The 21996-nt window shown below is 66.1% G+C and carries 19 protein-coding genes and 1 tRNA gene; 7 read left to right on the forward strand and 13 right to left on the reverse strand.

The window, feature by feature from the left end:
• Positions 1-2 precede the first annotated feature (2 nt).
• From IB258_RS25115 to IB258_RS25125, 3 genes are all read right to left on the reverse strand, one after another.
• On the reverse strand, positions 3-2666 hold the full coding sequence (locus tag IB258_RS25115) for a PD-(D/E)XK nuclease family protein (RefSeq protein WP_119450668.1): 2664 nt from the start codon (positions 2664-2666) through the stop codon (positions 3-5).
• 88 nt (positions 2667-2754) lie between these two features.
• The gene (locus IB258_RS25120; RefSeq protein WP_192353349.1) at positions 2755-2919 is read right to left on the reverse strand and encodes a hypothetical protein; all 165 of its coding nucleotides are present in this window, start codon (positions 2917-2919) and stop codon (positions 2755-2757) included.
• A gap of 7 nt (positions 2920-2926) precedes the next feature.
• Positions 2927-4126, reverse strand: coding sequence for an MFS transporter (locus tag IB258_RS25125; protein WP_192353350.1), 1200 nt, complete (start codon positions 4124-4126; stop codon positions 2927-2929).
• 309 nt (positions 4127-4435) lie between these two features.
• On the opposite strand from IB258_RS25125, the gene IB258_RS25130 reads away from it, so the two are divergent.
• Positions 4436-4510 (forward strand) — tRNA-Arg (locus tag IB258_RS25130).
• A 375-nt stretch (positions 4511-4885) separates the two neighbouring features.
• Positions 4886-6085, forward strand: coding sequence for a D-alanyl-D-alanine endopeptidase (gene pbpG, locus IB258_RS25135; protein WP_225588909.1), 1200 nt, complete (start codon positions 4886-4888; stop codon positions 6083-6085).
• Positions 6086-6175: 90 nt separating this feature from the next.
• On the opposite strand, the gene IB258_RS25140 is transcribed toward pbpG, so the two are convergent.
• A complete protein-coding gene (locus tag IB258_RS25140; RefSeq protein WP_054451398.1) occupies positions 6176-6562 on the reverse strand; it encodes a ribbon-helix-helix domain-containing protein in 387 nt (128 codons plus the stop codon).
• A gap of 224 nt (positions 6563-6786) precedes the next feature.
• On the opposite strand from IB258_RS25140, the gene adhP reads away from it, so the two are divergent.
• Positions 6787-7812 (forward strand): alcohol dehydrogenase AdhP, encoded by a 1026-nt coding sequence (adhP, locus tag IB258_RS25145; protein WP_054451403.1) that lies wholly within the window; start codon positions 6787-6789, stop codon positions 7810-7812.
• Positions 7813-7881: 69 nt separating this feature from the next.
• On the opposite strand, the gene IB258_RS25150 is transcribed toward adhP, so the two are convergent.
• The 4 genes from IB258_RS25150 to IB258_RS25165 all read right to left on the reverse strand — a co-directional run bounded on the left by IB258_RS25150 (position 7882) and on the right by IB258_RS25165 (position 11031).
• The gene (locus tag IB258_RS25150; protein ID WP_054451405.1) at positions 7882-8460 is read right to left on the reverse strand and encodes a DJ-1/PfpI family protein; all 579 of its coding nucleotides are present in this window, start codon (positions 8458-8460) and stop codon (positions 7882-7884) included.
• Positions 8461-8595: 135 nt separating this feature from the next.
• Entirely contained in the window at positions 8596-9084 is a 489-nt protein-coding gene (gene ybaK / locus IB258_RS25155; protein ID WP_054451406.1) for a Cys-tRNA(Pro) deacylase, read from the reverse strand.
• 41 nt (positions 9085-9125) lie between these two features.
• Complete coding sequence (gene xerD / locus IB258_RS25160; protein ID WP_119450596.1) at positions 9126-10109, reverse strand: site-specific tyrosine recombinase XerD; 984 nt, start codon at positions 10107-10109, stop codon at positions 9126-9128.
• 16 nt (positions 10110-10125) lie between these two features.
• Complete coding sequence (locus IB258_RS25165) at positions 10126-11031, reverse strand: LysR substrate-binding domain-containing protein (RefSeq protein ID WP_192353351.1); 906 nt, start codon at positions 11029-11031, stop codon at positions 10126-10128.
• A 185-nt stretch (positions 11032-11216) separates the two neighbouring features.
• Between IB258_RS25165 and IB258_RS25170 the strand changes: the two genes are divergently transcribed.
• From IB258_RS25170 to IB258_RS25185, 4 genes are all read left to right on the forward strand, one after another.
• Entirely contained in the window at positions 11217-12899 is a 1683-nt protein-coding gene (locus IB258_RS25170; protein WP_054452204.1) for a thiamine pyrophosphate-binding protein, read from the forward strand.
• A 113-nt stretch (positions 12900-13012) separates the two neighbouring features.
• A complete protein-coding gene (locus IB258_RS25175) occupies positions 13013-14206 on the forward strand; it encodes an acyl-CoA dehydrogenase (protein ID WP_054451413.1) in 1194 nt (397 codons plus the stop codon).
• Between the two features lie 123 nt (positions 14207-14329).
• Positions 14330-14683 (forward strand): nuclear transport factor 2 family protein, encoded by a 354-nt coding sequence (locus IB258_RS25180; protein WP_054451417.1) that lies wholly within the window; start codon positions 14330-14332, stop codon positions 14681-14683.
• A 173-nt stretch (positions 14684-14856) separates the two neighbouring features.
• Positions 14857-15843 carry a TRAP transporter substrate-binding protein gene (locus IB258_RS25185; protein ID WP_054451421.1) on the forward strand — a complete coding sequence of 329 codons (987 nt, stop codon included), beginning with the start codon at positions 14857-14859 and terminating at the stop codon, positions 15841-15843.
• 10 nt (positions 15844-15853) lie between these two features.
• Here the strand turns inward: IB258_RS25185 and IB258_RS25190 are convergent, their stop codons facing one another.
• From IB258_RS25190 to IB258_RS25210, 5 genes are all read right to left on the reverse strand, one after another.
• Entirely contained in the window at positions 15854-16297 is a 444-nt protein-coding gene (locus IB258_RS25190; protein WP_054451423.1) for a MaoC family dehydratase, read from the reverse strand.
• Between the two features lie 69 nt (positions 16298-16366).
• Positions 16367-17602 carry a benzoyl-CoA 2,3-epoxidase subunit BoxA gene (boxA, locus tag IB258_RS25195; RefSeq protein ID WP_054452206.1) on the reverse strand — a complete coding sequence of 412 codons (1236 nt, stop codon included), beginning with the start codon at positions 17600-17602 and terminating at the stop codon, positions 16367-16369.
• Positions 17603-17656: 54 nt separating this feature from the next.
• On the reverse strand, positions 17657-19084 hold the full coding sequence (gene boxB, locus IB258_RS25200) for a benzoyl-CoA 2,3-epoxidase subunit BoxB (RefSeq protein ID WP_054451425.1): 1428 nt from the start codon (positions 19082-19084) through the stop codon (positions 17657-17659).
• A gap of 58 nt (positions 19085-19142) precedes the next feature.
• Positions 19143-20801: a 2,3-epoxybenzoyl-CoA dihydrolase gene (gene boxC, locus IB258_RS25205; protein ID WP_192353352.1), complete on the reverse strand. Its 1659-nt coding sequence runs from the start codon at positions 20799-20801 to the stop codon at positions 19143-19145.
• A 143-nt stretch (positions 20802-20944) separates the two neighbouring features.
• Positions 20945-21853 carry a helix-turn-helix transcriptional regulator gene (locus IB258_RS25210; protein ID WP_042794737.1) on the reverse strand — a complete coding sequence of 303 codons (909 nt, stop codon included), beginning with the start codon at positions 21851-21853 and terminating at the stop codon, positions 20945-20947.
• Positions 21854-21996: the final 143 nt, after the last annotated feature.

Genomic DNA, 21996 nt, shown 5'->3' on the forward strand with positions numbered 1-21996 from the left:
GCTCATGCGTCCTCGTCGTCCAGATGCAAACGCAGGAACGGCAATGCATCGCAGTATTTCAGGTCGTCGCGGCGATACGCGACGTTGGCCGCGTAGCCCGCGGCGTACTCGTCGGCCAGCGCTTCGATGGCACTGCGCCAGCGCTGCCGGATCTCCGGCCAGGACAGCCCGTCGAAGTACTTGCTGTCGCTGGCCAGCGTAACGCCGGGCACGCCCAGGTCCTCGTCGGCCAGGCCTTGTGCGGCGACCTGCCGCGCATGGATCTGTGCCAGCACCAGGCCCGCCACTTCGCCGCCCGCGGCGTCCGCCAGCACCGAGGCATAGAACGGCAACTGCACGTTCACGGGGCGACTGCGCGACCAGTCGGGTTCGGGCTTGGCCGCCGCCACGCCGGTCTTGTAATCGACGATGACATTGCGGCCATCGCCGAGGGTATCGATGCGGTCCAGCCGCAGCTTCAGGTTGAGCGCGCCGCGCTGCCATTGATGGTTCTTTTCCACCTGCGCCACCGCGAAGGGCAGGCGCTGCGCTTCCATATCCAGCCAGGACGCCAGCACGGCCTGGGCGCGCTGGCATTCCAGCGTGCGCAAGGCGGGCGCGTAGTCTTTCAGTTCCTCGTCCGCGGCTTGCGCCACCGCCTGCTCCAGCAAGGCAGGCAGGCGGCCCGTGGCCATGACTTCGTGTAGCGCGTCCTGGTCGGGCATCATGCCCCACACCAGTTCCAGCGCCTTGTGCAAAAACTGGCCGCGCACGTTGACCGTGGCCGCATCCGCATAGGGCGCCATTTCGCGGCCGCCCAGGCGATGCCGCACGAAGGCCCACAGCGGATTGCGCGCCTGCGTGTCCAGCACGTCCAGGCCGCCGCCGCCACGATTGCCGGCCGCCAGAGCGGGCCCTTGCGCGTCGTCCAGCGATTCCTGCGGCAAGGCCGGCAACGCTTGCGCCGCCGCGGGCGTCCAGTCCGTCAGCGCTGCCGCCGCGATCAGCGGCGACGGACGCAGCTCGCGTTCGCCGTCCATGTGCGCGTGGCTGACGATGATCTCGGGCGCGCAGCGACACAATGCCGCGTACATGCCTTCGGCCCATTCGCGTTCGCGCTCGGGCGTGGCGCGCGGCGCCTTGGCCTGGCGCAACACTGCCAGCGGCAACAGCGGATTGGGCTTGGGCGAGGCCGGCAACACGTCATCGGTCAGGCCCAACACCCAGACGCCGTCCCAATAGCCGCCCTCGGCTTCCAGCAAACCCAGCACGTCCAGGCGCGCCTGCGGATCGCGTTGCGGCTGGAACGAGGCGGAACGCGCCACGCTTTCCAGCAGGTTCACGGCGGCCACGCCGCCCAGGCGCCCGGCGGCCGGCGCCAGCGCCGAAAAACTGCCCAGCGCATCGCCCAAGGCGCCCATCACCTGATAGCCGACGCTGTCCAGCACGCCTTCGCCGGGAAAGCCCAGCGCCATCAGCGCGGCCTTCATGCGCAACATCCACACGTCGCAAGTGGCCTGGCGGCCGCCCTGCGTCCAGATTTCCATGGCCTGATTCCAGGCCTGCGCCAACGCTGGCAAGTCCGCCAGCAGCTTGCGCCAATCCTGCGGGCCGACATGCAGTTGCGCCTGGCGCCGCCAGCGCGCGTCGATCGAGGCCAGCCGCGCGCGGTCGCGCACGTCGCCCGCGCAATGCCCGCCCAACAGGGCCGCGCCCAGCACCTCCACGCCACAGCCCTTGCCCGGCGCGCATTCGGCCAGGGCGCGCAACCAAGCGAGCGCGGCGCGCGCCATCGGCCATTCGTTCAACGGCCGCCCCACCGCCACGTTGAAGGCGTACGCGGCTTCGCCGCCACGCCCGGCCAGGGCCTGGCTGAGCACCCGCCGCGCGAACGGCGATTCCGCCTCCAGCTGGGGCGAGACGATGGCGTAGCGGCCATGGGGATGCATTTTCAAGCGCTCGGCCGCCCAGGCCGCGGCAGCGCGCCATTCCGCGCCTTGATCGGCGGCCTCGAACCTGCGCGCCGGCGTTTCAATGCGCTGCGCGTCGCGCCACTGCGCAACGGCCGCGCCCTGCTCTTCAAACGCCTGCAGCAGCCGGCGAAAGCGCGGCGACATGTCCGTGAATCCGGCCAGCACAAGTTGGCGCGGCACGGGCAGGCGTCCGTCCTCCAGCGCCCGCAGTACGCGCGCATAGCCCTGGTTGGCATCCTCGGCATCGATGCCGGCCAGCGCCTGGCGGTAGCGAACCCGCCATTTCGCGAAGCCGCGGTATTCGTCGGTATCCGCGCCCGAAGGCACGTGCAGTTGCCATTCGTCCATCAGCAGGTCTGCATCCATCGACAAGCGCGCGGCCTGGCTCGCATCCAACAGCACGCGCTCGGCTTCTTCAGCGCGGATCGCCTCGGTCCACACCAGTTGCGTGGCGAAACTGTCCAGCCGATAGGCAGGCACATCGCCATCCGTCTCGAACGCGAGTTCATTGGCGGCATCGGCCAGCCAGGCGGACAGCGGCAATATACGCGGCAATTCGCTGACCTGGCGCTCCTGGCGCAGCAGGCCCGCCAGCTCCAGCGTAAGCCGGCGCGACAGGCGGTTGTTCACCGTCAGCACCAGCGTGTCGGCGGCAGGCATGCCGCCGATGTCCGGCAGCGATAGATCGGGATAGGAGGGCGATGAGTCCTGCATGGGCATCCGTAGCGCCCGCCCGCAGGCGGCGCGCGATGAGGGGAGAAATACCGCCGTAGGATACCGCGAGGCCGAGCGGAAAAAGCGCCTAGAAGCCGCAGAGCGCGGCCAGGTTTTCCCAGTGGATCTGCATTTCCGGCGTGGTGTAGCCCCAGAACGCCAGGCCCAGGACGGCAACCAGGGCCAGCGCGCCAATCGCGCGCCAGCTGCGATGGCGGCGGGCGGCGGGCGCGGAACGATTGGCAGGGTTCATGAACGTCTCAGGCCGCGGTCGGCTGGGCAACCGGCTGTTCGCGCACCGGCAGGCACAACAGCGCCGCGATGACGGCCAGGGCCACGCCCAGCCACCAGACGGCGTCGTAATTGCCGGTCTTGGCATAGGCATATCCGCCCAGCCACACGCCGATGAAACTGCCCAGCTGGTGCCCCAGGAAGACGATGCCCGACAGCGTGGCCGCATAGCGCAGGCCGTAGATCTGGCCGATCAGGCCTTGCGTGAGCGGCACGGTCCCCAGCCAGAACAAACCCATCCACGCGGCGAAGGCGTACAGCACCCATGGCGACAACGGCATCCAGAGCAACAGCAGAATGCCGAAGGCGCGCATGCCGTACACCACGGCGAGGAGCCGTTTCTTGCTGTACTTGCCGCCCAGCTTGCCGGCATAGAACGAGCCCAGCACGTTGAACAGGCCGATCAGCGCAATGGCGGTCGCGCCCTGCCCCGCGCTCAGGCCGCCGTCCGTGACATAGGCGGGCAAGTGCAGCGTGATGAAGGCGGTGTGGAAGCCGCAGACGAAGTAGCTCCAGAACAGGAAATGGAACGAGGGGTGGCGTACCGCCTGCTTGACCGCCGAGGCCAGCGATTGCTGCGGCCCGGTGTGGGCCTGCGGACGTCCGCGCAGGAAATACGCCAGGGGGGCGCCGCAAGCGACGAACAGCGACAGCACCCACAATGCGCCCGTCCAGTCCAGGCCGCTGATCAGCACCTGTCCCGTGGGCACCACGGCAAACTGACCGAGCGAGCCGCCAGCGCTGGCGATGCCCATCGCCGTGCTGCGGTAGGCGGGCGGAACCGCGCGGGCCACCACGGGCAGGATCACCGGAAAGGTCGTGCCGGCCTGGCCCAATCCGACCAGCACGCCGGCCGTCAGATAGAGCGTGGCTTCATCCGTGGCGAAGCGCGTGCCTATCATGCCCAGCATGTACAGCAGCGCGCCCAGCGCGATGGTGCGGCCCGAACCGTAGCGGTCGGCCATGATGCCCATGAAGATACAGGCCACGCCCCACACCAGGTTCTGCAAAGCGAAGGCCATGGAGAACACTTCGCGTCCCCAGCCTTGCGCCAGCCCCATCGGCTGCATGAAGAGCCCGAAGGTGGCACGCACCCCCATCGCGAGCAGCACCACCAGCGTACCCACGATCAGGGTACGGATGAAATTCGTATCGGTTTGGTTAGACATGAAACCCGTTTTTCGTTGTTTTGTTCGTCGCCCCCTCCACGGGACGGTCCGGCGCGCAGCGCGGGACCCGGTCATCATATACAAATAGCCTCCGCGCTCCGGCAATAGCCACCTTGGGCGTCGGGTCCAGCGAGCCGGGTTGCAGGGCAACGGATTTGGGGCTTGCGCCGCCTGCTGATAGACTTGCGTCCTGCGCCGAAACCCGTGCCCCCAGTGATAAACTCAGGGCCGACAGAATCGTAGCGATATCAAGGCCTTAGCAAGCAAGCGCGATCACTCGACCGACGCTGCCGCCTGATCAGCAATAGTCTCGCCGTAGTTAAATGGATATAACCGGCCCCTCCTAAGGGTCAATTGGTGGTTCGATTCCACCCGGCGAGGCCATCTCTGGCGTCGGTTCCGACGCCCCCCCTTCCCTGCATCCCCCTACGCGCCCGAAGCCCTGCACTTTTGTGAGCGCGGTTTGCCTGCTCCGGCATGGACAAAAACCTCGCGCGTTCAGCCGGATGAGGGTTAATCCGGGCTACGCTCACGCGCGGCCTGCCGTTAGCTTCTCGCACTTGTCTTGTGACGAATTGAAGCTGCGTCAATACGTCACTATTATTTTTTTGGACGATGATAGCGAATCGCCTTGCGCGCAACTTGAAATTGCTGTTTAAATTCGACGCGTAAGCCTCTAATTCATCTGGACTTTTTCTGGCCCGACGAAACGCCGGCTTAAGAAACATTTACTGACAGACTGACAAGCCAGCTCAAACCATGGCATTTCCCTGGAAACGTGCGATTGCGAACGCGATAGCGCCTGTGGCGCTGGCGGTGTGCGCGCTCCTGCCCCCCGCCGCCCAAGCCGCGAAGAATACGGACCCTTGCAAGACCAACGCCAAGTCGTCGGCCTGCAAGGCGCAACAAGCAAAGAAGGCTCCGGCCCCCAAAGCCAGCTCCGGCAAGAGCGCCTCCGGCAAACAAGCCGCCTCCTCCGCCAAGAAAGCTCCCCCCAAATCCTCCTCCGGCAAGAAAGCCGCCGCCCCCAAAGGCGGCAAGCAGGTCGCAGCCAAGGGCACGCCGCCCAAGAAGGGCGCGGCCGCCGGCAAGAACGGCAAGCCAAACAAACCGTCGCGCGCGCAACGGGCCGCCGCTGCCGCCGCAGTCGGTTCGGCCGCCATGCCGCCGCCCGCCTCCTCGGTGCGCGCCGAAGCCGCCGCCCTGCGTTCCAGCACCGCCTACGTGCAGGATCTGGAAACGTCCACGGTCATCTTCGCCAAGAACGAAAACGTAGTGCGCCCCATCGCTTCGATCTCGAAGCTGATGACGGCCGTCGTCGTGGTCGACGCCAACCTGCCCATGGACGAAATGCTGGAGATCACCGACGAAGACGTCGACGGCCTCAAGCACACCACCTCCCGTCTGCGCGTGGGCACCAAGCTGTCGCGCGGCGACATGCTGCACCTGGCTCTGATGTCGTCCGAGAACCGCGCCGCCAACGCGCTGGGCCGCCACTATCCGGGCGGCCTGCCGGCTTTCGTGGCCGCCATGAACGCCAAGGCGCAGGCGCTGGGCATGACCAGCACCCGCTTCATCGAACCCACCGGCCTGTCCAGCGACAACGTCTCGTCGCCGCACGATCTGGCCCGACTGCTGCGCGCGGCCTCCCAGCGCCCGCTGATCCACCGCTACTCCACCGATACCGAGTACGACGTCGAGGTCAACAACCGCACGCAGACCTTCCGCAACACCAACCTGCTGGTGCGCAAGCCCGACTGGGACATCAAGGTGTCCAAGACCGGCTACATCAACGAAGCCGGCGAATGCCTGGTCATGCTGGCCCGCATCAACGGCCGCGATCTGGCCATCGTGCTGCTGGATTCGCAAGGCAAACTCTCACGCATCGGCGATGCGGTGCGCATCCGCCGCATCGTGCAGAACGAAGTGGCGATGGCGTCGATCCAGTCTGGCGGCTGAACGCCTGCTGCGCTGCCTCCACATGAACAAAGGGCCCGAGAATTCGGGCCCTTTGCTTTTTGCCGTGGCGGCGGCGCCAGTGTTGACGGATTAGGCAGCCTTGCGTTTCGGGCGCAGAGGCTGGGCGTCGTACAGCGTGGGCGGCAAGCCTTCCAGCACGGCCTGCGGGTTGAGCGAACGGATCGGCACGGCCGCATCCAACGGAATGCGGCCCTCCGCCTGCAACAGTTGGTAGCGCAGGCAGCATACGCGCAGGAACGACGTGAAATTGGCGGCCTCGCCGCGATACTCGATCAGTTCGTCGTACAAACGTTCGATCAGCTGCGTCACGCGCATGCCGTCCCGGCCGGCGATTTCTTCCAATACCTGCCAGAACAACTGTTCCAGCCTCAGGCTGGTAGCCACGCCATGCAGCCGCAGCGAACGGGTTTCGGGCGCGTAGGACTGTTCGCTGGCGCGGATGAAGATTTCACACATGGGAGCTCCTGGAACTCGGGACTGGGCGCGAGGCCTGGGCCGGGAGGCCTACGGCTGACTGTACGCCGTTTGCCGCGGCCCGGGCAAGGGCGCGGCGGCCGGCCTCTTTCTGCAACCACACGTTTCCGGCATCGGCGGGCAGCCCGCTCGGTTGATATAAATCATGGTCGGGAAAGCGTCCACGTTCGAGCATAAGGAATCTTGATCAGACTTCGGAGGCAGTGATGGATAAAACCATGAAAGCAGCGGTTGCACGAGCATTCGGCAAGCCCCTGGCAATCGAAGAAGTCGCGGTGCCGCGCCCGGGTCCGGGCGAATTGCTGGTAAAGATTGAAGCCTGCGGGGTCTGCCACACCGACCTGCACGCGGTCGAAGGCGACTGGCCCGTCAAGCCCAACCCGCCCTTCATTCCCGGTCACGAGGGCGTCGGCCATGTGGTCGCGGTGGGCGCGGGCGTGACCCATGTGAAGGAAGGCGACCGCGTCGGCATACCCTGGCTGTATTCCGCCTGCGGGCATTGCGAGCATTGCCTGGGCGGCTGGGAAACGCTGTGCGAAACACAGAAGAACGCCGGTTACTCCGTGAACGGCGGCTTCGCCGAATACGCGCTGGCTGACGCCAACTACGTGGGCCTGCTGCCCAAGAACGTCGGTTTCGTCGAGGTCGCGCCCGTGCTGTGCGCCGGCGTGACCGTCTACAAGGGCCTGAAGATGACGGACACCCGTCCGGGCAACTGGGTAGTGATCTCGGGCATTGGCGGATTGGGCCACATGGCGGTGCAGTACGCCAAGGCCATGGGCCTGAACGTGGCCGCGGTGGACATCGACGACGCCAAGCTGGACTTCGCCCGCCGCCTGGGCGCCGAGGTCACGGTCAACGCCAAGACTACCGACCCGGCCGCCTACCTCAAGCGCGAGATCGGCGGCGCGCACGGCGCGCTGATCACGGCGGTATCGCCCAAGGCCTTCGAGCAGGCGCTGGGCATGGTGCGCCGCGGCGGGACCGTGGCGCTCAACGGCCTGCCGCCGGGCGACTTCCCGCTGTCGATCTTCGACATGGTGCTCAACGGCGTCACCGTGCGCGGCTCCATCGTGGGTTCGCGCCTGGACCTGCAGGAATCGCTGCAGTTCGCCGAAGAGGGGAAGGTGCACGCCACCGTCGCCACCGAAAGCCTGGAGAACATCAACGACGTGTTCGACCGCATGCGGCGCGGCCAGATCGAAGGCCGCATCGTGCTCGATTTCGCCTGATTTCCAAGCCGTAAAGGAAGAGCGCCAGGGCCGCATGTTTGCGGCCCTGGCGCTTTGTGGCGTTGAAGATCAGGGCGTGATCTTCGTGCCCAACACCGCCAGGAATTGCGACATCCAGGCCGGATGCGCGGGCCAGGCCGGCGCCGTCACCAGATTGCCGTCGGTGTAGGCCTGGTCGATGCCGATCTCGGCATAGGTGCCGCCTGCCAGGCGCACTTCCGGTGCGCACGCCGGATAGGCGGAGCAGGTGCGGCCCTTCAGGATGCCGGCCGCGGCCAGCAGTTGCGCGCCGTGGCAGACCGCCGCGATGGGCTTGCCCGCCTTGTCGAAGGCGCGCACGATGTCCAGCACCTTTTCGTTCAGGCGCAGATACTCCGGCGCGCGGCCGCCCGGAATCACCAGGCCGTCGTAGGACGACGGCTCGACGCGATCGAAGTCATAGTTCAGCGCGAAATTGTGGCCGCGCTTTTCGGTGTAGGTCTGTGCGCCTTCGAAGTCATGGATCGCAGTCGCGATGGTGTCGCCCGCCTTCTTGTCCGGGCATACCGCATGCACCGTGTGCCCCACCGTCAGCAGAGTCTGGTACGGCACCATGGTCTCGTAGTCCTCGGCGTAGTCGCCGACCAGCATCAACAGTCGCTTGCTCATGTTTGTCTCCTAGGGATGGCGGAAAGCCGGTTCAGCGCCCGTGGCCGGGCTCCGGTTCTTGATCTACGCCCCTATTGTGACGCCGCCATCGGCTTGGGTGGTGGTATGGGAATACCACGCCCACGCCAGCCCGCCCTATTCCAGCGCGACGGTTACGCCCTTGGCGCCCAGCAGCGTGACCAGTACCTTGGGGTCTATGCCGATCAGATACCCGCGCCGCCCGCCGTTGATGTAGACCACCGGGTAGTCCAGCACTTCGGCCTCGACCCATACCGGCATCTTCTTGCGCGTGCCGAAGGGCGACGTGCCACCCACCTGATAGCCCGAATGGCGCTGCGCGACCTCGGGTTTGCAGGGCTCGACGCGCTTGAGCCCGGCCTGGCGCGCCAGGTTCTTGGTGGAAACTTCGCGGTCGCCGTGCATGACCACGATGAGGGGTTTGGCGGATTCGTCCTCCATCACCAGGGTCTTCACCACCGCATGCGGATCCAGGCCCAACTGGCGCGCGGCTTCGCCCGCGCCGCCATGGTCGATGTAGTCATAGGTATGTTCCGTGTACGTCACCTTGTTCTGCTTGAGGAACTGGGTGGCGGGCGTTTCGGAAACGTGGCGGGCTTTGCTCATGGTTATGCGTGAAAGAAGAATTTCGAAGCGGCGCGCGCCGGCTAGCCGCGGGGATGGTGGGTCGCGTGCAGCGCCTTCAGGCGTTCGCGCGCGACGTGCGTGTAGATCTGCGTGGTGGAAATGTCGGCATGCCCCAGCAGCATCTGCACCACGCGCAGGTCGGCGCCGTGGTTCAGCAGGTGCGTGGCGAAGGCGTGCCGCAGCACGTGGGGCGACAGCGGCGCGCGCACGTCCGCCAGCAAGGCGTACTTCTTCACCAGTTGCCAGAACGCCTGGCGCGACATCGCTTCGGCCCGGCCGGTGATGAAGAGCGCATCGCTCACGCGCCCGGCCGCCAGCTCTGGCCGCGCGGACTTCAGGTAGCGGTCGATCCAATGCGCAGCCTCGGCGCCCAACGGCACCAGTCGGTCCTTGCCGCCCTTGCCCAGCACCACCCGCACCACGCCTTCGTTCAGGCTCACGTCCAGCGTGCGCATGCCCACCAGCTCGGACACGCGCAAGCCCGTGGCATACAGCGTTTCCAGCATCGCGCGGTCGCGCAGGCCACGGGCCTGCTCCAGGTCGGGCGCGCGCAGCAAGGCATCCACCTGCTGCTCGGACAGCGTCTTGGGCATGCGCGGCGGCTGCTTGGCCGCGATCAGCGTCAGGCAGGGATCGCGTTCGGCGCGGTGCTCGCGCAAGGCCCAGGCGTAGAAGCGGCGCAGCGCGGCCAGCCTGCGGTTGGCGGTGGTGGCGCGGGTTTCCTCGTGGCGGAAGGCGAACCAGGCTTCGATGTCAGCCTTGCCGGCATCGCGCAAGGGCTTGGCGGGTCCAGCAGGCAGCGCGTGGGCCTGTGCCGCATCGCCATGGCGGTCGGCCATTTCGCGCGCATAGGCTTCGGGGTCTTCCAGCCAACGGGCAAAGCCCGTCAGGTCGCGCCGGTAGGCAGCCAGGGTGTTGGCCGACAGGCCGTCTTCCAGCCAGACGGCGTCGATGAAGGCGTCGATATCGGCCTGGGATTCAAGCGGGGGGCGGGTCGCGGGCATGCCAGGATTCTACGGCTCAGCGTCCGCCCACGCCCGCGGCGGCGGACTTCAGCCAGCTCTCGAAGAGCTTGAGCGCCTCGGAGCGTTCGCTGCGCTGCGGATAGCCGAAGTAGTAGCCCTGGCTGACCGACAGCGATTGCGGCACGGGCATCGCCAGCGTGCCCTGGTCCAGCGCGGGCTGGGCCAGGAAGCGCGGCATCAGCCCGACGCCCAGGCCGGCCTGCACCGCCGCCATCACCATGGTGAAGAGTTCGTAGCGCGGGCCGCCGGCGGCGTGCGGACCATAAAGATGGCTATTGGCCGCGTACCACTGGCGCCAGGCGTCGGGCCGTGACGCCAGGTGCAAATGGGTCATGCCGGACAAGGCGCTGGCGCCCGGCTCCGCCGCCCGCGCCGCCAGCTCCGGCGCGCACACGGGCACCAGTTCGCGCTCGGGGAACAGCAGCACGCCCTGGGTCCCTGGCCACAATCCGTCCCCGTGATACAGCGCTCCGTCGAAGGGCTGGTCCTTGAACTGGAATGGCAACGTGCGCACGGACAGGCTGACCGTGATGTCGCCATGCTCGCGCTGGAAATCCGCCAGGCGCGGGATCAGCCAGGTCGTCGCCAGGGTGGGCACCACGGCGATATGGATGCTGCGGCCCATGCCGGTGCGGCTGACCAGGCCGAAGGTGTCTTTTTCGATCTGGTCCAGATGGTGGCGGATGCGGCCGGCATACTCGGCCCCATGGTCGGTCAGCACGATGCGCCGGCGTACCCGGGTGAACAGTTGCACGCCCAGGCGCGCCTCCAGGCTGGCCACCTGGCGATAGACGGCGCTGTGCGTCAGGGACAGTTCCTCGGCCGCGCGGGAAAAGCTGCCCAGACGGGCTGACGCTTCAAACGCCTGCAGGGCGCTCAGGTTGGGAATGCCGTTTCTCATATCGAGGGAACCGCCAGGTGCCGGCGGGCGTCCCCGCCGCTCGGCCGCGCGGATCTTGCCGCGGCGCAGCATGGCAGGTCGTGCCGGTGGGTCAATAGATTGTGCAATTTTATCAATTGCATTGTGCGATCAAGGAACATTATGCTCGGATGTCCTAACCTCGGCTCATCATGACTACCACCCCCATGTCCCAGCAAGAATCCCGCCTTGGCGGTCACATCCTGGTCGACCAGCTGGTTGCGCAGGGCGTCAAACATGTTTTCTGCGTCCCCGGCGAAAGCTATCTGGCAGTGCTGGACGGCCTGCACGATGCGGACATCAAGGTCACGGTGTGCCGCCAGGAAGGCGGCGCGGCCATGATGGCCGACGCCCACGGCAAGCTGACCGGCGAACCCGGCATCTGCATGGTGACCCGTGGCCCGGGCGCGTCCAACGCGCTGGCCGGCGTGCACATCGCCAAGCAGGACTCCACCCCCCTGATCCTGTTCGTCGGCCAGATCGAGCGCGGCATGCGCGAACGTGAAGCCTTCCAGGAAATGGATTACCGCGCCGTGTTCGGCACGCAAGCCAAGTGGGTCACCGAGATCGACCAGGTCGAACGCATTCCCGAACTGGTGTCGCGCGCCTTCCACATCGCCACCTCGGGCCGTCCCGGCCCGGTCGTGATCGCGCTGCCCGAGGACATGCTGGTCGAAGCCGCCAAGGTCGCCGACGCGCCGCGTTACGAAATCATTGATTCCGCCCCCACGGCCGGCCAACTGGCCGACCTGGAAAAGCTGCTGGCCGAAGCCAAGAATCCGGTCGCCATCCTGGGCGGCACGCGCTGGGACGCCCGCGCGGTGCAGCAGTTCGCCGATTTTGCGCAGCGCCATGCGCTGCCCACGGCCGTGTCTTTCCGCCGCCAGATGCTGTTCCCGGCCGACCACCCCTGCTTCATCGGCGACGTGGGCCTGGGCATCAATCCCGCGCTGCTCAAGCGCGTCGCCGACGCGGACCTGATCCTGCTGGTGGGCGGCCGCATGTCGGAAAACCCCAGCCAGGCCTACACGCTGCTGGACATACCGGTACCCAAGCAGAAGCTGGTGCACGTGCATCCCGATACCGCCGAGCTGGGCCGCGTCTACCGCCCCACCCTGGCCATCAATACCTCGCCCGCCGCCTTCGCGCAGGCGCTGGCCGGCCTGAAGGCGCCGGCTCAGCCCGCCTGGGCCGCCGGCACGCAGGCCATGCGCGAGTCGTACCTGAAATGGAGCGACCCCAGCGCCATCACGACGCCTGGCGCGCTGCAGATGGGCCAGGTCATGGCCTACCTGGAAAAGACGTTGCCGGCAGACGCCATCATGACCAACGGCGCCGGCAACTACGCCACCTGGCTGCACCGCTTCCATCGTTTCACCCGCTACGGCACGCAGCTGGCGCCGACGTCGGGCTCCATGGGCTACGGCCTGCCCGCGGCCGTGGGCGCCAAGCGCGTGTCGCCGGACAAGACCGTGGTCTGCTTCGCCGGCGACGGCTGCTTCCTGATGCACGGCCAGGAATTCGCGACCGCGGTGCAGTACGACCTGCCCATCGTCGTGGTGCTGGTGGACAACGGCATGTACGGCACGATCCGCATGCACCAGGAAAAGCACTACCCCGGCCGCATTTCCGCGACCGAGCTGAAGAATCCGGATTTCGCCGACTACGCGCGCGCCTTTGGCGGCCACGGCGAACGCGTCGAAACCACCGAGCAGTTCGGCCCGGCCTTCGAACGCGCCCTGGCCAGCGGCAAGCCGGCCATCCTGCACTGCTTCATCGATCCGGAAACCATCACCCCGGGCACGACCCTGGAAAAAATCCGCGACGCAGCGCTCAAGGCGCAGCACTGAAGGCGGGACGGAACGGCGCCGCCGCGCGCCCGCCGTTCCATTCGCCGCTTGCCGCCTGAATTATTTTAGGTTTAAACTTTCTAGCATTCCGAAATCCATAGCGGAGACCCAGCATGTCCTCGAATCCTTCCTTTCACTGGCAAGACCCCCTGTTGCTGGACCAGCAACTGACCGAAGAAGAACGCATGGTGCGTGACGCAGCCTACGCCTATGCGCAGGACAAGCTCGCCCCGCGCGTTCTGAACGCGTTCCGCAACGAACAGACCGACCCGGCCATCTTCTCCGAAATGGGCGAACTGGGCCTGCTGGGCGCCACCATCCCCGTCGAATACGGCGGCGCCGGCCTGAACTACGTCAGCTACGGCCTGATCGCCCGCGAAGTCGAACGCATCGACTCCGGCTACCGCTCCATGATGAGCGTGCAGTCGTCCCTGGTGATGGTGCCCATCAACGAATTCGGCAGCGAAGCGCAAAAGCAGAAGTACCTGCCCAAGCTGGCTCGCGGCGAATGGATCGGCTGCTTCGGCCTGACCGAACCCAACCACGGCTCCGATCCCGGCGGCATGGAAACCCGCGCCGTCAAGACGTCCGACGGCTACAAGATTTCCGGCAACAAGATGTGGATCACCAACTCCCCCATCGCCGATGTCTTCGTGGTGTGGGCCAAGTGCGTCGGCGGCGACTTCGACGGCAAGATCCGCGGCTTCATCCTGGAAAAGGGCATGAAGGGCCTGTCGGCCCCGGCCATCCACGGCAAGGTCGGCCTGCGCGCCTCGATCACCGGCGAAATCGTCATGGACGAAGTGGAAGTGTCCGCCGACCAGATGATGCCCGGCGTGTCCGGCCTGAAGGGTCCGTTCACCTGCCTGAACTCCGCCCGCTACGGCATCGCCTGGGGCGCCGTCGGCGCCGCTGAAGCCTGCTGGCACACCGCCCGCCAGTACACGCTGGACCGCAAGCAATTCGGCCGCCCCCTGGCCGCCAACCAGCTGATCCAGAAGAAGCTGGCCGACATGCAGACCGAAATCACGCTGGCCCTGCAAGGCTGCCTGCGCCTGGGCCGCATGAAGGACGAAGGCACCGCCGCCGTCGAAATCACCTCCATCATGAAGCGCAACTCCTGCGGCAAGGCACTGGACATCGCCCGCCTGGCGCGCGACATGCTCGGCGGCAACGGCATCTCCGACGAGTTCGGCGTGGCCCGCCACCTGGTGAACCTGGAAGTAGTCAACACCTACGAAGGCACCCACGACGTGCACGCCCTGATCCTGGGCCGCGCGCAGACCGGCATCCAGGCGTTCTATTGATCGCTTGTTCGGTTCCGACGAAACCGCCCTACGGGGCGGTTTTTTTTTGCCCTGCACCGACGATCGGCAAGGTCTCCCAAATTTCGTTTACAACGTAAGTCCCCCCAAAAAAAGGAAGCACACATGACTCCGCGGCAACTGGTCGAAGAATGGGTCCTACGGTTCAATGCCGCCGATGCCGCAGGCCTGGCGGAGCTTTACGATGAAGCGGCGGTGAACCATCAGGTCACCCAGGAGCCCATCGTCGGACGCGAGGCCATACGCGCGATGTTTGAACGGGAGTTCGCCCAGGCCGACATGACCTGCATCGTGGAGACGATCCATGAAGCCGGCGAGGTTGCTGCCCTGGAATGGCGCGATCCCCTGGGACTGCGCGGCTGCGGATTCTTTACGGTGCGCGGCGGCAGGATCGTGTTCCAGCGGGGTTACTGGGACAAGCTGTCCTTCTTGAAGATGCACGGCCTGCCCATCCAGTAATTGCCGCCAGGCCGCTCTCGTCCCCGCAACAACCCGCGCATTGCCGAAAGCCCGTATAGGCGAGCCCTTGCACTCGCCGTACGCTTTGCAGCATCGGCCAGGCACAGGGCCGGGCGCTCCCGCGCCCTGCCGCGTGTCCCGACCAGGTTTCCCCCCGAGCCCAGGAGCCGCGCATGCAAGGCTGTCCCACCCTCCGCCTGATGACAGGCATTGCCATGGCGTTCATGGCCCATGGCGCCTACGCCGTCACCACCCTCACGATGGCCACCGAGTATCCGGCCACCTCCATGCCCGGACAAGGCGTATCCACGTTTGCCGAACTGGTCCGCGCCAAGACCGCGGGCAACGTGGTCATCGACGCCAGCTATGACGCGTCCAAGGGGATCAAGTCGGCCGACATGATCGATGCGGTGCAAGCGCGCAAGGTGGATGCGGGCGATGCCTTCGCCGGCGCACTGGCGGCCAAGTATCCCTTGTTCGGCGTGTCGTCCCTGCCGTTCCTGGCGGACTCGTTGTCCAAGGCGCGCAACCTGAACAAGGCCGCCCGCCCCGCCTACGAGAAGCTGCTGGCGGCGCATGGGCAGAAGCTGCTGTACACCACGCCGTGGCCGGCGTCCGGCATCTGGTCCAAGCAGAAGCTGGACAGCGTCGCGGCCTTGAAGAAGCTGAGCATCCGCACCTACGACGCCACGTCGCAGGACGTCATGCAGAAAGCCGGCGCCCGCGCGCAGAACATTTCCTTCGCGGATGCGATGCCGCTGATCGCCTCGGGCGAGGTGAACGCGGTACTGTCGTCAGGCGACGGCGGCGCGGGCCGCAAGCTCTGGGAGCACCTGCCCAACTTCGCGGAAATCAACTACGCGATGCCGATCTCGGTGGCGACGATGAACCTGCAGGCGTATCAGGCGCTGGATGCGCGCACGCGCCGCGCCATCGACCAGGCGGCGGCGCAGACCGAAACCGAACAATGGAAGCGCATCGACGGCCGCCTGCAGCAGAACTACGCCAACATGCGCAAGAACGGCGTGGCGATCAATACGTCGGTGCCGCTGCCCGTGCAGCGCGCGCTAAAGGATGCCGCGGCAGACTCGGTCAAGAACTGGAAGGCAGCAGCCGGTCCTGAAGCCGCCGCCATCCTGAAGCAGACAGGCAAGCGCTAGACGGCCAGCCTCAGTTTTCGCCGGACAGATCGAACAGGCTGGTCGCGTCCAGCTCCAGCACGCCTTCGTCGTGCTGGTTCAGGACCGTCCAGGCCCAGGTAATGATGCCCAGGTCGGGACGCGACGACGAGGTGCGCACGCCCTGCACGCGCGCTTCGAGGCGCAGGGTGTCGCCCGGACGCACCGGCGTGCGCCAGCGCACCTCGCCCAGGCCGGGCGAGCCGAAGGATTCGGAATCGTGCAGCGCCGCGTCCACGGCCATGCGCATCGCCAGCGCACAGGTATGCCAGCCGCTGGCGATCAGGCCGCCCCAACGCCCTTCGGAGGCGCGCTTGGGATCGGTGTGGAACCACTGGGGATCGAACTTGCGTGCGAACTCCAGGATCTCGGCTTCCGTCAGGGTGACCGGACCGCCCTTGATGACCATGCCGTCCTTGAACTCGGCGAACTTCATTTTGTGGATTCCCCCCGCAAATGCAATCGGCGCGCCAGTGCGCGCCGATTGCCACGCATGTTTGTGGATTCAGTACGTTTCGAAATGCAGGCGCCCTTCGCGGCGCAATGCATCATGCAGGATAGACCAATCCTGGCCCGCTTGCACCGTCACATCGCGCAGGGCGTCCAGCACGCCTACTTCCATGCCCTTCAGCCCGCACACGTAGATGCAGGTATTGCGGTCCGCCAGCAGTTCCCGCACCGCGCCTGCGCGGTCGCGGATCAGGTCCTGCACGTAGCGCTTGGGTTGCCCGGCTTCGCGCGACAGCGCCAGGTTGATGTCGATGAAATCTCGCGGCAGCTTCATTAGCGGCCCGAAGTACGGCAGTTCACGCTCGGTGCGCGCGCCGAAGAACAGCAGCAGCTTGCCGTTTTCGCCGGTCTCGATGCGGCGGCGGTAGCGCTCCGTCATCGCGCGCATGGGCGCCGAACCCGTGCCGGTGCAGATCATGATGAGATTGGCGCGGGGGTGATTGGGCATCAGGAAGGTGTGGCCGAACGGCCCGATCACCTGCACCTTGTCGTTCTTGGCCAGGTCGCACAGGTAGTTCGAGCACACGCCATGCGCGGCGGCGCCCGCATGGTCCTCGGTGACGCGCTTTACGGTCAGCGAAAGATTGTTGTAGCCGGCCCGCTCGCCGTCGCGCGGACTGGCCAGCGAGTACTGGCGCGCGTGGTGCGCCCGGCCCTGCGCGTCCACGCCGGGCGGCAGGATGCCGATGGACTGCCCTTCCAGCACGGGAAACGGCAGCTCGCCGAAGTCGAGCACGATATGGTGGATGTCGCTTTCCGTGTCGGCGCCGGTCACGCGGTAGTTGCCGACCACGGTGGCCGTCATCGGCGTCTTGTGCGTGTACAGGTTGACGTATGGATGGGCGGCGGACCAGGGCGGGACCGTTGCGCCGGGCGCGGTGGACGGCGCGGGCGCGGCAGGCTGCGGCGTATCCGGCTCATCGCCGGCCGGCGCGGCGGCAGCCGTTTCCGGCAGCGCCTTCTCGCCCGGCAGTTCTTCCCAGCCCAGTTGTTCCTGCACGCCATAGGCTTCGGCGCGTACCATCAGCCGCCAGTTGTCGATCGCCCCCGTGGGGCAAGGCGGCACGCAGGCCATGCAGCCGTTGCAGATCTCGGGGTCCACCACGTAGTTGTTCGAGTCGTGGGTGATCGCCTTGATCGGACAGGTTTCTTCGCAGGTATTGCAGCGGATGCAGATCTCGGGATCGATCAGGTGCTGCTTCAGGACTTCTGCTGGTAAGGGAGCGTTCATCTCGGTCTTCCCCATGCTCCGGTAGGCGGCCGTGGAAACAGCCGCCGCCCCGCTTTAGTTGAAACGGACGTACTCGAAATTCACCGGCTGGCGGTTGACGCCCATGACGGGCGGCGCGATCCAGTTGGCGAACTTGCCCGGCTCGGTGACGCGGCCCATCAGCGATGCAACGAAGGCGCGGTCCTCGGGCGTCGGCAGCCATTTGTGACTGTTGGCCTGCCATTGCGATTCGGACAGGATCTCGCCTTCGGGCGACATGCGGATGCCTGCCAGCGTGCCGATCTGGCGGTTGAAGGCCTTGTGCGGCACTTGCAGCCGGAACGGCAGGCCGCTCTTTTCGATGACCTTGTTCCAGCGCCCGATTCCAGCGACCGAATCGCGGATGAAGTCGTCGCGCAGCACTTCGTTCAGGGCGTTCAGCATCGGCACCTCGATCTCGCGCAGCCTGCCGTTTTCCACGGTCAGCACGCGGTAGGTGTCGTTCTTCAGCTGGTGGTCGTCGGTGCGCTTGCTTTCCTCGTAGCGGCCCTTCAGGCCCGAGCCGTAGAAAATGGCCGCATTGGAGGACTGATCCGCGCCGAACAGGTCGATGGTGACGCTGTAGTGGAAGTTGAGGTAGCGCTGGATGGTGGGCAGGTCGATCACGCCGGCCGCGCGCACCGCTTGCGGGTCATCGGTCTTGAGCTGGTTCATGACCTCGCAGGTGCGCTGGATGACGCGCGAGATGCCGGATTCGCCCACGAACATGTGGTGCGCTTCCTCGGTCAGCATGAACTTCGTGGTGCGCGCCAGCGGATCGAAGCTGGACTCCGCCAGCGCGCACAGCTGGAACTTGCCGTCGCGGTCGGTGAAATAGGTGAACATGTAGAAGGCCAGCCAATCGGGCGTCTTCTCGTTGAACGCGCCCAGGATGCGCGGATTGTCGGAATCCCCCGAGCTGCGCTGCAGGAGCGCGTCCGCCTCTTCGCGGCCATCGCGGCCGAAATAGCGGTGCAGCAGGTAGACCATGGCCCACAGGTGGCGGCCTTCCTCGACGTTGATCTGGAACAGGTTGCGCAAGTCGTACTGCGAGGGCGCGGTCAGGCCCAGGTGGCGCTGCTGCTCGATCGAGGCCGGTTCGGTGTCGCCCTGCGTGACGATGATGCGGCGCAGGTTGGCGCGGTGCTCGCCGGGCACATCCTGCCAGACGTCACGGCCCATGTTCTCGCCGAAATGGATCTTGCGCTGCCCGTCCTGCGGCGCCAGGAAGATACCCCAGCGGTAGTCCGGCATCTTGACGTGGTCGAAGTGCGCCCAGCCGTCGGGCTGCACACTGACCGCCGTGCGCAGATAGACGTCGAAGCCGTGGGAGCCGTCGGGCCCCATGTCCTGCCACCACTGCAGGTAGTTGGGCTGCCAATGCTCCAGCGCGCGCTGCAAGGTGCGGTCGCCGGACAGATTGACGTTGTTGGGGATCTTATCGGTGTAGTTGATTCCAGACATGTCTCGCTCCTGTTCCTTTGGGGTGGCCGCGTTCACGCGGCGCGGTGACGCGGGGCCGTCAGACCCGGTTCCAGTCGAATGCGGCTTGCTCGCCCTTGCCGTAGAGCTTGAGCGCGCCCTTGTCGCCGGCGGCGTTGGGGCGGTTGAAGATCCAGTTCTGCCAGGCCGTGAGGCGGCCGAAGATGCGGGTCTCCATCGTTTCCTGGCCGCCGAAGCGCAGGTTGGCTTCCAGCCCGGTCAGGGCGTCGGGCGACAGCGCGCGGCGCTCTTCCAGCATCATGCGCACTTCGTCGTCCCAATCGATGTTGTCCGGCGCATAGGTGACCAGGCCCAGCTCCAGCGCGTCGGTGGCGGACAGTTGCTGGCCGGCTCGCGCGCGCACCGCTTCCAGGGGCGCTTCCTCTTCATAGAAGCGGCGCTGCAGGCGGCTCTGGCCGTTGACCAGCGGATAGGCGCCGAAATTGCGCTCGCCCACCACGATCTGCGCGGGCGCGGATTCGTCTTCGTTGTCCAGCATGTAGCTGCGGTCGGCAGCCAGCGCCAGTTCGAGCAAGGTGCCTGCAAAGCAGGAGCCGGGTTCGATCAGCGCGAACAGGCTGCGCGAGGTCACGTCCAGGCGCGCCAAGGTGCGGCGCAGCATGCCGGCGGTTTCGCGCACGAACCAGTGGTCCGCATGCTGTTGGAGCGCGGCATCCGCGGCCAACACCAGCGCGGCGTCGCCTTCGGTCTTGATGATCCAGGTGCCGATGTCCAGTTCGTTGGTGCGCATCGACAGGATGGCATCGTCCAGTTCGCGCGCCATCTGCAGCGGCCACCAGGCCGCGCCGGCCGCGACGATGTCCTGCAGCTCGGTTTGCACCGCGCCCTCGGGCGCGCGCACCGTCCAGGTGGCCTGGCGCTTCTCGCGGTCCAACTTGATGTCCACATAGCGGTAGGACAGGCCATCGGCGCTTTCCGTGCGCTGCACCGGCGTCAACACGATGCCTTGCTCGCCTGCCGGGCGGTCGCTGCCCTGCGCCAGCGCCTGCGCGCGCTCACGCACGGCCTCCTCGAAGCGGGCCGGCTTGACCACTTCGTCCACCAGGCGCCAATCCTTGGCGCGCTGGCCGCGCACGCCCTCGACCAGGGTGCAGAAAATGTCGGCATGGTCGTGGCGCACGCGGCGCTTGTCGGTCACGCGGGTCAGGCCGCCGGTGCCGGGCAGCACGCCCAGCAGCGGCACCTCGGGCAGCGCGACCGCCGACGATCGGTCGTCGATCAGCATGATCTCGTCGCAGGCCAGCGCCAGCTCGTAGCCGCCCCCGGCGCAGGCGCCGTTGAGCGCGGCGATGAACTTCAGGCCGCTGTGGCGGCTGGAATCTTCAATGCCGTTGCGGGTTTCGTTGGTGAACTTGCAGAAGTTCACCTTCCAGGCGTGCGAGGACAGACCCAGCATGAAGATATTGGCGCCGGAACAGAAGATGCGGTCCTTCATGCTGGTCACGACCACGGTGCGCACTTCCGGGTGTTCGAAGCGGATGCGCTGCAAGGCGTCATGCAGTTCGATGTCCACCCCCAGGTCGTAGGAATTCAGCTTGAGCTTGTAGCCCGGACGCAGGCCACCGTCCTCGGCAACATCCATGGCCAGCGTGGCGACCGGGCCGTCGAAGCTCAAGCGCCAGTGGCGGTACTGCTCGGGGTCGGTCCGGAAATCAACCCGGTTGAGGGTGCTGCTCATAGTGTGTCTCCTCGTACGCCTGCCAAAACAGGAAAAATACTGCACTACATGAATTATTGTGCAGATTAGAGGACAAAAAAAGCCCCGTCAAGCGGGGCATGCACAAAAATGCATATTGCCGGCCTGACCGGCATCGAATCCGCCTATAGCGGCAGGCCGCAGGCCTTGCGCACCTGGGTGCGCAGACCGGCAAAGCTTTCCTGCACGTCCAGGTTGCTGGTGACCCAGGTGAGGTCGGCCTTGGCGTAGAAGGCTTCGCGTCCGGCCAGGATGCGCTTGAGGTCCGCCATGGCCTCGTTGTTGCCCGACATGGGACGGAAATCTCCCTGTGCCATGACCCGGCCCATGTGCTCCTCGGGCGTGGCGCGCAGCCATACCGTGTAGCAGTGCGCCAGCAGCAGATTGAGGGTGGCGGGCTCGGACACCAGCCCGCCCGGCGTGGCCAGCACCATTTCCGGGTAGATCTGCACAGCCTCTTCCAGCGCCCGCCGTTCGTAGCGGCGATAGGCATTGGGGCCGTACAGATTGTGGATTTCCAGGATGCTGCAGCCGGCCACGCGCTCGATCTCGCGATTCAACTCCACGAACGGATAACCCAGGTCATCGGCCAGCATCTGGCCCAGCGTGGACTTGCCCGCGCCGCGCAGGCCGATCAGCGCCACGCGCTGGGTGCGGTTGGGGCGCTGCGCCCCCGCCCCTACGCCGAACAGCTGGGTCAGGGCCTCGCGCGCGCGCTGCAGGTCGGATTCCGTGCGGCCGCTGAGCAGCTCGCGGATCAGCAGCCAGTCGGGCGATTCGGTGGTGACGTCGCCCACCAATTCGGCCAGCGCGCAGTTGAAGGCGCGTGCGATCTGCAGCAACACCAGGATGGAGGCATTGCCCACCCCATGTTCCAGATTGGCCAGATGGCGCTCCGATACGCCAGTCACCTGCGACAGGCTCTTGCGGGTCATGCCGCGTATGGCCCGCAGGCGGCGCACCCGCTCGCCCAAGGCCACCAGGAACGCTTCCCGCCTGGGTTCGGATGGCGCCGCATCTAGCGCTTGATTCATGTTTACGTGACTCCGCAAAAACCCTGATTACCACGTTTTATGCACTATAGTGCTTGACCATAATCAATGGAAGCACTATTTTTCCATTCAATCAGTCCAAAGCGCCTCATGTGCAAAAAAGCAGCAGTCGATTTCATGTCGAT

The sequence above is a fragment of the Achromobacter sp. ACM02 genome (genome assembly GCF_014851605.1).
Lineage (GTDB): Bacteria > Pseudomonadota > Gammaproteobacteria > Burkholderiales > Burkholderiaceae_B > Achromobacter > Achromobacter aegrifaciens.

Coding starts and splice junctions, on each gene's coding strand:
- IB258_RS25165 (WP_192353351.1), bottom strand. CDS start 11,031: ATGAGAAACGGCATTCCCAACCTGAGCGCCCTGCAGGCGTTTGAAGCG.
- IB258_RS25175 (WP_054451413.1), top strand. CDS start 13,013: ATGTCCTCGAATCCTTCCTTTCACTGGCAAGACCCCCTGTTGCTGGAC.
- boxC (WP_192353352.1), bottom strand. CDS start 20,801: ATGAGCAGCACCCTCAACCGGGTTGATTTCCGGACCGACCCCGAGCAG.
- IB258_RS25180 (WP_054451417.1), top strand. CDS start 14,330: ATGACTCCGCGGCAACTGGTCGAAGAATGGGTCCTACGGTTCAATGCC.
- IB258_RS25190 (WP_054451423.1), bottom strand. CDS start 16,297: ATGAAGTTCGCCGAGTTCAAGGACGGCATGGTCATCAAGGGCGGTCCG.
- IB258_RS25125 (WP_192353350.1), bottom strand. CDS start 4,126: ATGTCTAACCAAACCGATACGAATTTCATCCGTACCCTGATCGTGGGT.
- pbpG (WP_225588909.1), top strand. CDS start 4,886: ATGGCATTTCCCTGGAAACGTGCGATTGCGAACGCGATAGCGCCTGTG.
- IB258_RS25120 (WP_192353349.1), bottom strand. CDS start 2,919: ATGAACCCTGCCAATCGTTCCGCGCCCGCCGCCCGCCGCCATCGCAGC.
- boxB (WP_054451425.1), bottom strand. CDS start 19,084: ATGTCTGGAATCAACTACACCGATAAGATCCCCAACAACGTCAATCTG.
- IB258_RS25210 (WP_042794737.1), bottom strand. CDS start 21,853: ATGAATCAAGCGCTAGATGCGGCGCCATCCGAACCCAGGCGGGAAGCG.
- boxA (WP_054452206.1), bottom strand. CDS start 17,602: ATGAACGCTCCCTTACCAGCAGAAGTCCTGAAGCAGCACCTGATCGAT.
- IB258_RS25185 (WP_054451421.1), top strand. CDS start 14,857: ATGCAAGGCTGTCCCACCCTCCGCCTGATGACAGGCATTGCCATGGCG.
- IB258_RS25115 (WP_119450668.1), bottom strand. CDS start 2,666: ATGCAGGACTCATCGCCCTCCTATCCCGATCTATCGCTGCCGGACATC.
- IB258_RS25170 (WP_054452204.1), top strand. CDS start 11,217: ATGTCCCAGCAAGAATCCCGCCTTGGCGGTCACATCCTGGTCGACCAG.
- xerD (WP_119450596.1), bottom strand. CDS start 10,109: ATGCCCGCGACCCGCCCCCCGCTTGAATCCCAGGCCGATATCGACGCC.
- IB258_RS25140 (WP_054451398.1), bottom strand. CDS start 6,562: ATGTGTGAAATCTTCATCCGCGCCAGCGAACAGTCCTACGCGCCCGAA.
- IB258_RS25150 (WP_054451405.1), bottom strand. CDS start 8,460: ATGAGCAAGCGACTGTTGATGCTGGTCGGCGACTACGCCGAGGACTAC.
- ybaK (WP_054451406.1), bottom strand. CDS start 9,084: ATGAGCAAAGCCCGCCACGTTTCCGAAACGCCCGCCACCCAGTTCCTC.
- adhP (WP_054451403.1), top strand. CDS start 6,787: ATGGATAAAACCATGAAAGCAGCGGTTGCACGAGCATTCGGCAAGCCC.